This is a genomic window from Kribbella kalugense (genome assembly GCF_004365875.1).
In the GTDB taxonomy this organism is placed as follows: Bacteria; Actinomycetota; Actinomycetes; order Propionibacteriales; family Kribbellaceae; genus Kribbella; species Kribbella kalugense.
The window spans coordinates 2,859,631-2,872,412 of the sequence record NZ_SODF01000001.1; the positions used below are offsets into that span (position 1 = coordinate 2,859,631).

At 67.3% G+C, this 12,782-nt stretch carries 16 protein-coding genes; 5 read left to right on the forward strand and 11 right to left on the reverse strand.

Annotated features, from left to right (window positions below; translation table 11 throughout):
- Positions 1 to 9 precede the first annotated feature (9 nt).
- Positions 10 to 426, forward strand: a complete 417-nt coding sequence (locus EV650_RS13360; protein WP_134118792.1) for a PPOX class F420-dependent oxidoreductase — start codon at positions 10 to 12, stop codon at positions 424 to 426.
- On the opposite strand, the gene EV650_RS13365 is transcribed toward EV650_RS13360, so the two are convergent.
- Positions 416 to 1,381, reverse strand: a complete 966-nt coding sequence (locus EV650_RS13365) for an AraC family transcriptional regulator (RefSeq protein WP_134118794.1) — start codon at positions 1,379 to 1,381, stop codon at positions 416 to 418. The genes EV650_RS13360 and EV650_RS13365 overlap by 11 nt on opposite strands.
- 74 nt (positions 1,382 to 1,455) lie before the next feature.
- Here EV650_RS13365 and EV650_RS13370 point away from each other — a divergent pair, with 74 nt between their 5' ends.
- Complete coding sequence (locus EV650_RS13370; protein WP_134118796.1) at positions 1,456 to 2,442, forward strand: oxidoreductase; 987 nt, start codon at positions 1,456 to 1,458, stop codon at positions 2,440 to 2,442.
- Between the two features lie 41 nt (positions 2,443 to 2,483).
- The gene (locus tag EV650_RS13375) at positions 2,484 to 3,473 is read left to right on the forward strand and encodes a GNAT family N-acetyltransferase (protein ID WP_238174184.1); all 990 of its coding nucleotides are present in this window, start codon (positions 2,484 to 2,486) and stop codon (positions 3,471 to 3,473) included.
- A 72-nt stretch (positions 3,474 to 3,545) separates the two neighbouring features.
- Here the strand turns inward: EV650_RS13375 and EV650_RS13380 are convergent, their stop codons facing one another.
- The 9 genes from EV650_RS13380 to EV650_RS13420 form a co-directional block, all read right to left on the reverse strand.
- Positions 3,546 to 4,499, reverse strand: coding sequence for a hypothetical protein (locus EV650_RS13380; protein ID WP_134118798.1), 954 nt, complete (start codon positions 4,497 to 4,499; stop codon positions 3,546 to 3,548).
- A 117-nt stretch (positions 4,500 to 4,616) separates the two neighbouring features.
- Positions 4,617 to 4,832, reverse strand: coding sequence for a GNAT family N-acetyltransferase (locus EV650_RS41470; RefSeq protein WP_369409956.1), 216 nt, complete (start codon positions 4,830 to 4,832; stop codon positions 4,617 to 4,619).
- 475 nt (positions 4,833 to 5,307) lie between these two features.
- Positions 5,308 to 5,733 (reverse strand): hypothetical protein, encoded by a 426-nt coding sequence (locus tag EV650_RS13390; protein WP_134118800.1) that lies wholly within the window; start codon positions 5,731 to 5,733, stop codon positions 5,308 to 5,310.
- 64 nt (positions 5,734 to 5,797) lie between these two features.
- The gene (locus EV650_RS13395; RefSeq protein ID WP_134118802.1) at positions 5,798 to 6,466 is read right to left on the reverse strand and encodes a GNAT family N-acetyltransferase; all 669 of its coding nucleotides are present in this window, start codon (positions 6,464 to 6,466) and stop codon (positions 5,798 to 5,800) included.
- Positions 6,466 to 7,395 carry a GTPase Era gene (era, locus tag EV650_RS13400; RefSeq protein WP_134118804.1) on the reverse strand — a complete coding sequence of 310 codons (930 nt, stop codon included), beginning with the start codon at positions 7,393 to 7,395 and terminating at the stop codon, positions 6,466 to 6,468. The genes EV650_RS13395 and era overlap by 1 nt, the downstream gene beginning before the upstream one ends.
- Positions 7,379 to 7,711 carry a cytidine deaminase-like protein gene (locus EV650_RS13405; protein WP_134118806.1) on the reverse strand — a complete coding sequence of 111 codons (333 nt, stop codon included), beginning with the start codon at positions 7,709 to 7,711 and terminating at the stop codon, positions 7,379 to 7,381. Before EV650_RS13405 ends, era begins: the two co-directional genes overlap by 17 nt.
- Before the next feature lie 52 nt (positions 7,712 to 7,763).
- Positions 7,764 to 9,068, reverse strand: coding sequence for a hemolysin family protein (locus tag EV650_RS13410; protein WP_134118808.1), 1,305 nt, complete (start codon positions 9,066 to 9,068; stop codon positions 7,764 to 7,766).
- A gap of 7 nt (positions 9,069 to 9,075) precedes the next feature.
- Positions 9,076 to 9,552 carry an rRNA maturation RNase YbeY gene (gene ybeY, locus EV650_RS13415; protein WP_134118810.1) on the reverse strand — a complete coding sequence of 159 codons (477 nt, stop codon included), beginning with the start codon at positions 9,550 to 9,552 and terminating at the stop codon, positions 9,076 to 9,078.
- Complete coding sequence (locus tag EV650_RS13420) at positions 9,549 to 10,475, reverse strand: PhoH family protein (RefSeq protein ID WP_238174282.1); 927 nt, start codon at positions 10,473 to 10,475, stop codon at positions 9,549 to 9,551. The genes ybeY and EV650_RS13420 overlap by 4 nt, the downstream gene beginning before the upstream one ends.
- Before the next feature lie 279 nt (positions 10,476 to 10,754).
- Between EV650_RS13420 and EV650_RS13425 the strand changes: the two genes are divergently transcribed.
- A complete protein-coding gene (locus tag EV650_RS13425; protein ID WP_238174185.1) occupies positions 10,755 to 11,264 on the forward strand; it encodes a SigE family RNA polymerase sigma factor in 510 nt (169 codons plus the stop codon).
- Positions 11,261 to 12,391 carry a Gmad2 immunoglobulin-like domain-containing protein gene (locus EV650_RS13430; protein ID WP_134118812.1) on the forward strand — a complete coding sequence of 377 codons (1,131 nt, stop codon included), beginning with the start codon at positions 11,261 to 11,263 and terminating at the stop codon, positions 12,389 to 12,391. Before EV650_RS13425 ends, EV650_RS13430 begins: the two co-directional genes overlap by 4 nt.
- A gap of 2 nt (positions 12,392 to 12,393) precedes the next feature.
- Here the strand turns inward: EV650_RS13430 and EV650_RS13435 are convergent, their stop codons facing one another.
- On the reverse strand, positions 12,394 to 12,723 hold the full coding sequence (locus EV650_RS13435) for an ArsR/SmtB family transcription factor (protein ID WP_134118814.1): 330 nt from the start codon (positions 12,721 to 12,723) through the stop codon (positions 12,394 to 12,396).
- Positions 12,724 to 12,782 lie beyond the last annotated feature (59 nt).

Below are 12,782 nucleotides of genomic sequence, written 5' to 3' on the forward strand. Positions count from 1 at the left end.
CTTCGCGGTATGACGGAAACCCTCCTCGACCGGATCGGCACGCACGGTCTCGGCGTACTGGTCACCATCAAGCGCGACGGCCGGCCCCAGCTGTCCAACGTCACGTACGTGTTCGACGGCACCCGGATCCGCGTCTCGCTCACCGACGACCGCGCCAAGACCAAGAACCTCCGCCGCGACCCGCGCGCCAGCCTGTACGTCGACGGTCCGCGGGGACGCTCGTACGTCGTCCTCGAAGGCAAGGCCGAACTCAGCCCGGTCGCCGCCGACCCGCACGACGCGGTGGTCGAGGATCTGGTCGACTACTACCGGCGCGGGTCGGGCGAGCACCCGGACTGGGACGAGTACCGCGAGGTGATGGTCCAGGACAGGCGGCTGATGTTCTCGATGACCGTCGACCGCGCGTACGGAATGCCTAAGCCATAGCAGCTGCATCCGGAACAGTGCGCGTCGCCCGAGCGGCCTCGCGGAAGCGGCGTGGGGCGACTCCGTTGACGCGTTTGAAGGCGTTGCTGAACGCGCTGTCGGACGTGTAGCCGAGCGAATGCGCGAGGGCGGACAGAGGTTGGTCGTCGTCGCGCAGCGCTCGCTCGGCCAGTCGCATCCGCCAGTTGAGCAAGTAGGTCAACGGCGGTACGCCGGCCACCGAGCGGAACCGTTCCGCGAACGTCGTCCGTGACATCGCGGCGGCCTGGGCGAGCTCCTCGAGCCGCCAGGCCCGACCCGGCTGGTCGTGCATCAGCCGAAGGGCGGGCGCGATCCGCTCATCGGCGATCGCCCGCAGCCAACCGACCGGAAGCGCATCGGCCTCGGTCAGACAGGCACGCATCGCCTCGACGAACAGCAGCCGGGAAAGGTCGTCGGCGGCCAGGCTCCCGCCCGGCTGCGAGGTCGACGCTTCGTGCACCAATCGTTGGAGCAGCCAACGGAACGTCGCGGCCTGCTCGTCGGTGGACCGAAGGTGGATCACCGGCGGCAGCGCCCGCATCAGCAACTCCTCGGCGGTTCGGTTCAGGGCGATGTGGCCGCCGATGTTGACCACCTTCGCGCCGATACCGCCGTCGATTCCGCTGCCGAAGCGGGCCATCGGGCCGTCGGTGGCTCCGAATGCGACGACCGCGTCCTCGATCGGTACGTCGTCGGAGTTGCCCTTGACGAACCCGTGCCGGCCGTCAAAGAGCACGACGTCGCCCGCCTCCAGCTCGAGCCGGTGATCCAGGTCGTCGAAGGCGATCCAGCAGGTGCCCTCGACGAGGGCGGTGAACTTGAGCCGTTGCGAGGCGGGATACCGCAACGCCCACTCCCCGATCGCCACGAAGCCCCGGGAAACGTGGCAATGCGCCTCGGTGAGCGCGAGCGTGTCCGTCAGCGGATCGGTCATATCCGTACTATCGCGCAGGTTTCCGGCACTCTCAAGCATTCTCCGTCCGGATCCACGCTCGTAGTGTCGGAGACATGCAAACACCAATGGGTTCTGGATTCACCGCCGCTTCGACCGCTGACGACGTCATCGAGGGCATCGACCTGCGCGGCAAGGTCGCGATCGTCACCGGCGGGTACTCCGGTCTCGGCAAGGAGACCGTCCGCGCGTTGCGATCGGCCGGGGCGGACGTTCTGGTGCCGGCCCGCGACGTTGCCCGGGCGTCCGCCGAACTGGCGGATCTCGACCGGGTCGCCGTCGACGAGCTGGACCTGCTCGATCCCGCGAGCATCGACGCCTTCGCGGACCGTTTCCTCGCGACTGGCCGGCCGCTGCACATCCTGGTGAACAGCGCCGGGATCATGGCGAACCCGCTGACCCGCGACGCCCGCGGGTACGAGTCCCAATTCGCGACCAACCACCTCGGACACTTCCAGCTGACCAGGCGACTGCTGCCCGCGCTGCGCCGGGCCGATGGCGCGCGCGTCGTCGCAGTGTCGTCACGCGGGCACCGGTACAGCGCGGTCGATTTCGGCGACCCGAACTTCGAGCATCGCGAGTACACGCCGTGGTCGGCGTACGGGCAGTCGAAGACGGCGAACGTGCTGTTCGCGGTCGAGCTCGACGAACGCGAGCGGGCGAACGGGATCCGCGCGTTCGCGGTCCATCCCGGCAGCATCATGGACACGAACCTGAGCCGGTTCACCGACCGGGAGTCGCTGCGGAACGGCGGGTTCCTGGACGAGAACGACCAGCCGGTCATCGACCCGGCGCGCGGCCTGAAGACGCCGGAGCAAGGCGCGGCCACTCAGGTGTGGTGCGCGGTCAGCCCGCAACTCGACGGCTTTGGCGGCGTGTACTGCGAGGACGTCGACATCGCACCGCTGCGTTCGAGCAAGGAGCCGGACGTCGGCGTGGTCACGGTGGTTCGGGGCACGTACGGCGTACTGCCGTATGCGGTCGATCGGGACAACGCGCGGCGGTTGTGGAAGCTCAGCGAGGAACTTCTCGACCGTTCATAAACCACTCGCGGTAAACCGGTCCAGCGGTGGACGCTGTGGGCGTGGACATCACAAGACTGTCGCCCGACGACGAGGCCGGGTGCGCCGACGCTGTTGCCGTGAAGAACGCCGGCCTGAAGGTCGACTGCCCGGAGATGACGCCGCAGACCCCGAGCGGGTACGCGAACATGCTGCGGTACGGCTGGGACATGGTGCCTTCGTACGGTTACCTGGCACGGGATGCCGACGGGACCGCGGTGGGGTTGCTGGACGTGGGTGCCAACACGTACGACAACCTGAACCAGATCTGGATCGACGTGGACGTCCATCCGGATCATCGTGGCCGCGGTATCGGGTCCGCGTTGGTCGAGTACGCCGAGGGGCTCGCCCGTGACATGGGTCGGGACACCGTCGGGTACGGCTGCTTGGACCTGCCGAAGGGCGACGCGTTCGCTCGGCGGCACGGCTTCGTACAGAAGGCCGTCGAGGTGAACCGGCGGCAGGACCTGACCGGGCTGGACTGGGGTGTGGTGCAGCGGCTGTACGACGACGCGGTGGCCGCATCCACGTCGTACGAACTCACCAAGTTCACCGGGCCGGTGCCGGAGGAACTGCTGGAGGACATGGTCACGTTGACGTCCTCCATCAACGACGCTCCGAAGGACGACCTGGACATCGAGGACGACGTCTTCAGCCCTGGGCGGATGCGAGCCTACGAAGAGGCGCAGTCGAAGAGCGACCACACTGTCTACCGGGTGATCGCGCGGGAGAAGTCCACCGGCGCCCTCGCCGGCCACACGGTCATCGCCGTCGAACGCGAACGCCCGCACATCGGCGAACAGCACGACACCGCAGTCGACCGCGACCACCGCGGCCACCGCCTCGGCGCCCTGGTCAAGTCCGCCATGCTCCTCTGGCTCCGCGAGGCTGAGCCCGCCCTGACCCAGGTAGACACCTGGAACGCCGAATCCAACAACCACATGATCAGCATCAACGAACAACTCAACTACAAGGTCATCGCCCGAATCCTGGCCTACCAGAAGAAGCTCTGAAACAGACCGGCGGCGCCGCAACCAGCGACGCCCCCGCCCTCTTCTGCTGAAAACTCAGTTACTGCTGAAAGCTCACTCGCCCACGAGCTGGTTCCAGTGGCCGGTGATCGGGAAGATGCCGGTGCCCGGGATGGTGCCGCCGGTGACCCGGCCGTAGGACGTGACAACCGTCGCCGAGCCGTTGAACTTGCTCGTCGCGTACTGGTACGCCGAGTCGGTGTCGTTGTCGAAACCGGTCACCAGCGAGCCGCCCTTGTCACCGCAGCCCCTGGCGGCCAGCGACTCGTACGCCGCGAAGCCCGTGCTCCGCACCAGCTTCAGGATCGGCTTCGTCGAGGCGGCGGCCGGGATCCGGACCGTCCACAGCGCGCCGGCCTTGGTGGTCATCAGCAGCGTGTCGTACGACGGGTTCTCCGCCACGACGGTCATCGCCTTGAAGCCCTTGAAGCCGGCGAAGTGGCCGAGCGCCCGGAAGGTGGCACCCGACGCCGCGTAGCGGTAGAGGCTGCCGTTGGTGCTCAGCCCGTACAGGTACGAGCGGTTCGGCGCGGTGATCGCGTAGTTCGACGTCACGAGCTGGGTGAAGCTGGTCCAGCCCGAGCCGATCCGCGCGTACGTCGGCCGCGCGTTGTCGGTGTCGAAGTACGTGACACCGCGGTACAGCGTGCCGCCCTGCACGAACAGGCTGTGGTAGTAGAAGTGCGCGTCGGTCTGCACGCCGTACCACGTCGTGTTGAGACGAGTGCCGACGAACTTGAACTCCCCGAAGAACTCACCGCGCGGCGGCTTGGCCGGCGTGACCAGGACGTCGCTCATCCCCGGCGTCGGGGTGTTGAAGCCGACATCCTGCAGGCATCCCCCGGAGGCCAGTTTGGTGTTCGGCGTGGTCTTCAGGTCGCCCTTCGCCGGGTTGGCGATCGCGGGCGTCGGGTTGGACCGGACGGCGGCGGTGGCCGGGCCAGCGGCGGCCGTGGCGGCGAGTATGCCGACCCCGGCCAGGGCGAGCGCGAAGCGCTGCAGTTTCATACTGGGAGTCCCCCTCAGGACATGAATGACCTCGATGGTCCTCGAGATCGTGCGCGAGCATAACGCGCACGGGGGACAGAACGCGCCGCAATTGCACCTTGTTGCAACGGTTCCAGGCTAGACCGCCTGAACCAGTGTGACCTTCATCTCGTCGGAGAGGCTGAAACCCAGCGAACGGTACAGCCGGATCGCGGCGCTGTTGGTGGCGCCGGTGTGGAGGAACGGGGTTCGCCCGGCCGACTCGATGCGGTGGGCAACGGCTCGGATCAGGCGGGTGGCCAGGCCTGGCCCTGGTACGACGGGTGGGTGCAGACGGCGCGATCTCGGTGGGATCGGGGAGGGCGAACCGCGTGTCTGCCATCGCGATCAGGTTGCCGTCGCGGCGGATGCCGAGGCACATGCCGAGAGACCGAGCCCGCCCTGACCCAGATCGACAGCGGAACGCCGAATCCAACAACCACCTGATCACCATCAACGAACAACTCAACTACAAAATCATCGCCCGAATCCTCGCCTACCAGAAAAAGCTCTAACCGCGCCAAGGAACGCTCGCGTTGTCCCGTACGGCTGGTTGAGCCCAGGATCGGCTTTGAGGACAGCAACCGGGCCTGGAGACAGGAACTGGGGTCTGGAGACAGGTCATTTCCTGTCTCCAGACCCCACAGCATGTCCACACCCCCGAGAAGTGGTGGCGATGGATCAGCGCGACCCACGCTGCTCGAACCCGTACCGAACAACGGGTAGTAGTCAGCCAACTCGGCGATCTGCCGAAGTGGCCAGGCGGAGCCGATCGGGCTGACACCGACTACTACCCGTTCTTCGGTACATGGCTCAGGCCGAAAAGGTCGGCTACGTCGACCACGAGGCCGGTGAGACCAAGGCGCTTGGTCTCACCGGCGACTCGGTCGGTGAACATTCGGTCGCGCTGCAACAGGTTGCCCAAGGCCCGTTCTGGCGTACTCGTCCGGCCGGCGATGGACCAGAGCGACCCACGCTGCTCGAAGGCCGCCCGCTGGAAGCGTGGCGTTGGGAGCAACCACACGCCTTGCCGTCGGTCGGCGAGCAGCGGTTCGACCAGCTCGGGCAGTAGGCGGAATCCCTCGACCAGTACCGGCTCGGGCGGCAGGTTGAGCAGGTCCTCCACGATGAGGTCGAAGGCCTCGCCACGGAACCAGTGGAACGTGTCGAGCATCGTCTCCGGCGACCGGTTCGCCCACCGCTCATCCATGTCCATCGCCAGGAATTCCTGCAGGTACGGGCGTATTCGCGGGGTTGCCAGTAGACGTGAAAGAGGTCGGTCATACGGCTTCGAGGATGCTTACTTTCATTTGGTTGGTGAGGGTGAAGCCTAGGGTGTTGTAGAGGCGGATGGCGTTGGTGTTGGTGGCGCCGGTGTGGAGGAACGGGGTTCGACCGGTTGTTGCGATGTGGGCGGCGACGGCTCGGATCAGGCGACGGGCCAGGCCTTGGCCCTGGTATGACGGGTGGGTGCAGACGGCGCTGATCTCGGTGTACTGGGGAAGCGCGAACCGGGTGCCTGCCATCGCGATGAGCTCGCCGTCGCGGCGTACGCCGAGGTAGGTGCCGAGCTCGATCGTGCGGGAGCGGAACGGGCCGGGGTCGGTCAAGGCGACCAGGGCAAGCATTTCGGGTACGTCGTCGACGCCGAGGACGACCGCCTCCGGCTCCGCAGCCGGGAGATCCGCGGGCGCGGTGTACTGGACCAGGTCGATGTGTCGGTCCAGCTTGAAGCTGTCCGGGATCGTGAACTCCGGCCGGATCAGGGCCGCGCCGCCGCCCGGCCCGAGGAGCTGGGCGGCGTCGGCCCAGTCCTGGGCGGTCGGTTCGTCGGGCATGCCGAGGAACGGCGCCATCGCCGTCGGGAACCGGCGGGCGTTGCCGCGGATCTCGGCGAATTCGGCGTGCGGGCCGTTCAGTGCGGCGTACACAGGATTCTGCAGATTCATCAGAACCCTAGTTTGCGCAAATGCTTCGCATCTGTCTGCCAATTTTTGGCGATCTTGACGTGCAGGTCGAGGTAGACCGGCGTACCGAGCAGGGCTTCGATCTGCTGCCGGGCCGCCGCGCCGACGTCACGCAGTCGGGCGCCCTTGTGGCCGATCACGATGCCCTTCTGGCTGTCCCGCTCGAGGAAGATGTTCGCGTAGATGTCGAGCAGCGGCTTGTCCTCGGGGCGGCCTTCACGAAGGGTCATCTCGTCGATGGTGACCGCGATCGAGTGCGGCAGCTCGTCGCGGACGCCTTCGAGGGCGGCCTCGCGGATGAGCTCGCCGACCAAGACCTCCTCGGGCTCGTCCGTGATGTCGCCGTCGGGGTACAGCGGAAAACCCTCAGGTAGCAGCTTCACGAGCTCGTCGGCTACCACGTCGACCTGATACCCGGACGTCGCGGACACCGGGACGATCGCGGCCCACTCGATCCCCGAGGACTCACCAAGAGCCTGGATCTCGGCCAGGTGCTCGACCATCCGGTCGGGCTCGACCAGGTCGGCCTTGGTGGCGATGGCAACCTTCGGGGTCTTCGCGACCTTCGCCGCCTCGCCGACCAGGAACCGGTCACCGGGACCGATCTTCTCGCTGGCCGGCAGGCAGACCGCGATCACGTCGACCTCGGCCCAGGTGGTCTTCACCACGTCGTTCAGCCGCTCGCCGAGCAGCGTGCGCGGCTTGTGCAGACCGGGGGTGTCGACCAGGATCAGCTGCGCGTCCGGCCGGTGCACGATCCCGCGGACGGCGTGCCGCGTGGTCTGCGGCTTCGACGAAGTGATGACGATCTTCTTGCCGACCAGGGCGTTGGTCAGGGTCGACTTGCCGGCGTTGGGCCGGCCCACGAAACAGGCGAAACCTGCCTTGAAGTTCTCAGCTGTGGACGACATCGCGGACCTCTCCGGTGCCTTGCGCATGTACTACGGGGATGTTGGCGCCGGCGAAATAGCGTACGACGTCGATGTTGACGGACTCCGCGTCGGTGACGACCGCGGCTGCTTCCAGACCCTTCACACCCGACGAGAGCGCCATCGCGACCGCGAGCTGCAGTGCGGTCAGTTCGACGGTGTCGAGCGCGACCGTGCAGGCGGCGTACGTCCGTCCGTCGGAGTCGCGGACCGCGGCTCCTTCAGCGGCCCGGGTCCGAGCCCGGGCAGCGCGGGCGAGCGTGACGAGTTTGGCGTCCTCCGCCGAAAGGTCTGACAAGAAAAGCTCCAAAAAGTTCACGGAAGGAGGCGGGTCGGGAGTGGAAAGTAGGTCAGGCGTGCTGGTGGTTCTGGTCCTGCGGCGCGGGAGTCGGCTCCTCGCGTCGTACCAGAACCGTACCTACCTGGTTGCGGCGACCGGACGGCCGCTCCGCCGTCAGCGACAGACCTTCGATCGACACCTCGGCGCCAGGGATCGGAACCTTGCCGAGCAGCTTCGCCATCAGACCGCCGACCGTGTCCACATCGTCGTCGTCCAGCGGTACGCCGAACAGCTCGCCGAGCTCGTCGATCGGCAGCCGGCTCGAGACCCGATAGGCACCGTCGGACAGCTGCTGCACCGAGTCCGGGTCCTCGTCGTACTCGTCGGTGATCTCGCCGACGATCTCCTCGAGGATGTCCTCGATCGCGACCAGTCCCGCCGTACCGCCGTACTCGTCGACGACGATTGCCAGGTGCATCCGGGCGGCCTGCATCTCGCGGAGCAGCTCGTCGACCGGTTTGGAGTCCGGCACGTACATGCACGGCCGCATCACCGACTCGACCCGCTCGGTCGACTCCGACTGCGCGTTGTCGTAGACCCGGCGCATCACGTCCTTCAGGTACGCGACGCCGAGGATGTCGTCCAGCGACTCGCCGATCACCGGGATCCGCGAGTACCCGGACCGTAGCGCCAGCGACGTGAGCTGGCGGAGCTTCTTGTGCTTCTCGATGTAGACCATGTCGGTCCGCGGCACCATCACCTCGCGGACGATGGTGTCGCCGAGCTCGAACACCGAGTGGATCATCTGCCGCTCGCCGGACTCGATCACCGCGGACTTCTCCGCGTAGTCGACCAGCGCCCGCAGCTCGGCCTCGGTCGCGAACGGACCTTCGGCGAACCCCTTGCCGGGGGTCAGCGCGTTGCCGATCAGGATCAGGAACTTCGGCAGCGGACCGAGGATCTTGGTCACCGCCATCACCGGGCCGGCCGAGATGATCGCGAACCGGTCCGAGTGCTGCCGGCCGAGCGTCCGCGGCGCGACCCCGATGATCACGTACGAGACCAGCACCATCACCACGGCGGTGATCAGGATGTGTTCCCAGGTCACGGACAGGACGCCGGACAGCGCCTGGGTGACCAGCACGATCGCGGTGATCTCGCAGATCAGCCGGAGCAGGAGCAGCGAGTTCAGGTACCGCGGGGCGTCGGACAGCAGGTCCCGCAGCCGGACCGCCCGCAGGTTGCCCTGCTCGACCTGCTCGTTCGCGCGCACCTTCGAGTACGACGACAGTGCTGCCTCGGCGCCGGCGAACAGCCCAGCGAGGAGTACGAGCACCGCAGCCACAACCAGTAGAACCAGGTCGTGGGAAGTCATCGTGGTATCACGCCTCTAGCCGGTTACCAGGAGCTCGCCATGCTTCCAGAAGGCGGCCCTGGATGTCCCACATCTCCGCCTTCTCGGCGGGTTCCGCGTGGTCGTACCCGAGCAGGTGCAGGATGCCGTGCACCGTCAGCAGCTCCAGCTCGGCCCAGGTGCCGTGGCCGGCCTTCGCGCCCTGCGCGGCCGCGACGGTCGGGCAGAGCGCGATGTCGCCGAGGTGACCGAGCGGCAGGTCGGCGTCGTCCTCGTCGGCCGGCCCCGGCCGCAGCTCGTCCATCGGCCACGACATCACGTCGGTCGGACCGGGCAGGTCCAGGAACTCGACGTGGTACCGCGCCATGGTGTCCTCGTCGACCAGCTTGATCGACAGCTCACACTCCGGGTGCAGCTTCAGTGACGACATCACGAACCGGCTGAGCCGCATCAGTCCGTGTGCGTCGATCTCGACCCCGGACTCGTTGTTGACCTCGACGTTCATCGCCTGGACTCAGCGCTACCTTCGTAGTTCTCGTACGCCGACACGATCCGGCCGACCAGCTTGTGCCGGACCACGTCGTGCGACGTCAGCCGGCAGAAGGACAGGTCCTGGACACCCTCGAGGATCTCCTGGACCACCCGCAGCCCCGAACTGGTCCCGGTCGGCAGGTCGACCTGGGTGACGTCACCCGTGACCACCATCCGCGAACCGAACCCGAGCCGGGTGAGGAACATCTTCATCTGCTCCGGCGAGGTGTTCTGCGCCTCGTCCAGGATGATGAAGGCGTCGTTCAGCGTCCGGCCGCGCATGTACGCCAGCGGGGCGATCTCGATGGTGCCGGCCGTCATCAGCCGCGGGATCGACTCCGGGTCGAGCATGTCGTGCAGGGCGTCGTACAGCGGGCGCAGGTACGGGTCGATCTTCTCCGACAGCGTGCCGGGCAGGAACCCGAGCCGCTCACCGGCCTCGACCGCCGGCCGGGTCAGGATGATCCGGGTGATCTCCTTGGCCTGCAGCGCCTGGACCGCCTTGGCGACGGCCAGGTAGGTCTTGCCGGTGCCGGCCGGGCCGATACCGAAGACGATGGTGTTCTTGTCGATGGCGTCGACGTACCGCTTCTGGTTCAGCGTCTTCGGCCGGATGGTGCGGCCGCGGCTGGACAGGATGTTCTGGGTCAGCACGTCGGCCGGGCTCTCGGCCGTGGCGGACTTGATCATCGCGATGCTGCGCTCGACCGAGTCGGCGGTCAGCCCGTGACCGGTGCGGATCACCGCGATCAGCTCGTCGATCAGCCGCTCGGCAAGGGCCAGCTCGGCCGGCTCGCCGTTCAGCGTGATCTCGTTGCCGCGGACCATGATGTCAGCGGCGAACCCCTTCTCGACGATGCGGAGGAACTCGTCCCGGGCTCCGAGCAGGGCGACCATGTCGATGCTGTTCGGCACGACGATCTTGTGCGACGCCTGCGCGCTGGCGGCGGCGCCGTTCGCGCGCGCCTCCGGTTCGATACTGCGTGGCCTGGACAGGCTCTTCCTCCTGAATCGGTGAAGTAGTGCACCCATGCTAGCCGTCCACTCCGACAGCCTCACTTGTAATTCGCCCGGACACGCTCGGTGAGCGCCTTTTCACTGGCCCGTTGTCAACCTGGGACGGGGTCTTTGCGTCATCTTTTCGTGGCTCAACCGGCCGTGGTGTACGAAGAGTGCGTGACAGATGAGTCCTCGTGGGATGCCGACGAGGCGCTGACGGCTGTCTACACCGCCCATTACACCTCGCTCGTCCGCCTCGGTTCGCTGCTGCTGCGGGACACCGGTACGGCGGAGGAGATCGTGCAGGACGCGTTCGTCGCGATGCACGGCCGCTGGCACCGGCTGCGCGACCCGCACAAGGCGCTCGCGTACCTGCGGACCGCGGTGGTGAACCGCTGCCGGTCCCGCCAGCGCCACTTGGTCGTGGTCGACAAGCACACCCCTCGGACCCTCCCGGACGAGCCGAGCGCCGAGCAGGCCGTACTGCGGACAGCGGAGACGGACCGGGTCATCGAGGCGATGCGGACCCTGCCGGAGAAGCAGCGCACCGTGATGGTGCTCCGGTACTACGGTGACCTGTCGGAGGCCGAGATCGCGGACACGATGGGCATCAGCCGGGGATCCGTGAAGAGCCACGCCGCGCGCGCGACCAAATCGCTGCGCCAGGTCTTGGAGCAGAGCGTATGAACGACAACGATGACTCGTTCGACGAGCTAATGCGCCGGGCCTTGAGGGACGAGGCGGGCCGGGTCGAGCCGAGTGACGCGCTGCCGGAGATTCGCGCCCGCGCGCACGCCCAGCGCCGGCCGGCCTCCCGGCGACCCTGGCTCCTGACGGCCGGCGTGGCAGCACTGGGCACAGCGGCCGCGATCGGCGCGTTCGCCGTCTTCACAGGTGGCGACAACACCGCCAACGACGGCGATGCAGTTGCCGGTCCCGGTACGACGACCAGCGCCGCGTCCGAAGTACCGCCGAGCCAGACCCCGTCGAAGGCCACTCCCTCCCCTGTGCCCAGCCAGGGTCCGACGATGGCGCCCACCGTCAAGGCAACGCAGCCGACGGACCGCGGCGCCCCGGAGCAGTCCGTCCCGAGCGCCGTCGTACCGGTGTATTGGCTCGGTGCCAACGTCGGCGGCGCCCAGACGAAGAAGGAGGTCCGGCTCTACCGGACCTGGACGAAGGTGAGCGGCAAGCCCGCCGTCGAGGCACTTCGGGTGATGACGCAGAAACGGCCTGGCGATCCGGACTACTACTCGGCGTGGAGCGGTGCGCAGGTGAACTCGGTGACCCGAGCGGACGACCTGGTGACCGTGGACTTCAAGCAACTCCCCCAAACGCGGCTCGACTCCGACGTCGCCAACGTCGCCGCCCAGCAGCTCGTCTACACAATCCAGGGCGCGATGAAGGACGCCGGGGGTACACGCGTCCAGGTCACCGAACAGGGCCACACCGGCAGCAAGCTGTTCGGCCAGGTCGACACCAGCCAGCCACTGGACCGAGCCCAGGCCGCCGACGTACAGGCGTTCATCTGGGTGACGGCTCCCGACGACGACGCCGTCGTATCCAGCCCGCTGAAGGTGACCGGAGTCGCGTCGGTCTTCGAGGCCCAGCTCAACTGGCGAATCGTCTCGGAGAAGACCCGAGCGGTGCTCGCCAAGGGCACGGCCAACACGAGCGAGGCCTACAAATTCGCGCCGTTCGCCTTCAGTGTCACCAAGCTTCCGCCGGGCACCTACACCCTCGAGGTCTTCGAGGCTTCCGCGGTCGACGGCAGCATGACGTCGACCGACAGCAAGCTGCTGACCGTCAAGTAGAGCTAGTCCTCGCGGTCGACGGTGGCGGCCAGGAGGCCGGGGAAGGACTTGTCGAACTCGGGGCGGCGGAGGCGGTTGAGGCGGCGGGCGCCTTCGTCGCGTTGCTCGATCAGGCCGGCTGAGCGCAGTACGGCGAAGTGGTGGCTGGCGGTGGCCTTCTTGACCGGGAGGTCGAAGGTGCCGCAGGCGCGGGTCCATTCGTCGTGGGTGGCGAGGTCGCGCAGGATCGAGCGCCGGACCGGGTCCGCGAGCGCGTCGAGTGCCACCTGCAGCGGCACCTCGGCCGGTTCGACGTGGCTGAGGGTGCGGGCTCGGGCTGACTCGACGACCATGGTGTTCGATCCTTGTCGTACAGTATGTTCGGTTCCTGTCTAACAGCTTAGCGAGGGGT

Coding starts and splice junctions, on each gene's coding strand:
- EV650_RS13430 (WP_134118812.1), top strand. CDS start 11,261: ATGAACGACAACGATGACTCGTTCGACGAGCTAATGCGCCGGGCCTTG.
- EV650_RS13365 (WP_134118794.1), bottom strand. CDS start 1,381: ATGACCGATCCGCTGACGGACACGCTCGCGCTCACCGAGGCGCATTGC.
- EV650_RS13390 (WP_134118800.1), bottom strand. CDS start 5,733: ATGGACATGGATGAGCGGTGGGCGAACCGGTCGCCGGAGACGATGCTC.
- EV650_RS13420 (WP_238174282.1), bottom strand. CDS start 10,475: ATGGTCGCCCTGCTCGGAGCCCGGGACGAGTTCCTCCGCATCGTCGAG.
- EV650_RS13395 (WP_134118802.1), bottom strand. CDS start 6,466: ATGAATCTGCAGAATCCTGTGTACGCCGCACTGAACGGCCCGCACGCC.
- EV650_RS13435 (WP_134118814.1), bottom strand. CDS start 12,723: ATGGTCGTCGAGTCAGCCCGAGCCCGCACCCTCAGCCACGTCGAACCG.
- era (WP_134118804.1), bottom strand. CDS start 7,395: ATGTCGTCCACAGCTGAGAACTTCAAGGCAGGTTTCGCCTGTTTCGTG.
- EV650_RS13380 (WP_134118798.1), bottom strand. CDS start 4,499: ATGAAACTGCAGCGCTTCGCGCTCGCCCTGGCCGGGGTCGGCATACTC.
- EV650_RS13360 (WP_134118792.1), top strand. CDS start 10: ATGACGGAAACCCTCCTCGACCGGATCGGCACGCACGGTCTCGGCGTA.
- EV650_RS13370 (WP_134118796.1), top strand. CDS start 1,456: ATGCAAACACCAATGGGTTCTGGATTCACCGCCGCTTCGACCGCTGAC.
- ybeY (WP_134118810.1), bottom strand. CDS start 9,552: ATGAACGTCGAGGTCAACAACGAGTCCGGGGTCGAGATCGACGCACAC.
- EV650_RS13410 (WP_134118808.1), bottom strand. CDS start 9,068: ATGACTTCCCACGACCTGGTTCTACTGGTTGTGGCTGCGGTGCTCGTA.